The 302-nt window shown below is 65.6% G+C and carries 1 pseudogene; it reads left to right on the top strand.

The features are described from left to right. Positions 1-302: pseudogene (locus RA21_RS23355) on the top strand (CatB-related O-acetyltransferase); the annotation flags it as partial.

Genomic DNA, 302 nt, shown 5'->3' on the forward strand with positions numbered 1-302 from the left:
CCGTGATGCTTTCGCAGGTCCTCGATCATCCGAACATCAAGGCAGGCGACTATTCCTACGCCTCCGATTTCGACCCGCCGCAGGACTGGGCGCAGCACCTGGCCCCCTACCTGTTCCCCGGATCGCGCGAGCGGCTGGTCATCGGCCGCTTCTGCCAGATCGCCCACGGGGTGCGCTTCATCACCGCCTCGGCCAACCATGCGCAGGACGGGCTCAGCTGCTACCCCTTCCCGGTATTCGACCCGGAGCAGATGGCAGGGTTCCAGCCCGACACCCGTGATACCACCGTGGGCAATGACGTC

Origin of the sequence: Leisingera sp. ANG-DT (assembly GCF_000813785.1) — a bacterium.
GTDB lineage: Bacteria > Pseudomonadota > Alphaproteobacteria > Rhodobacterales > Rhodobacteraceae > Leisingera.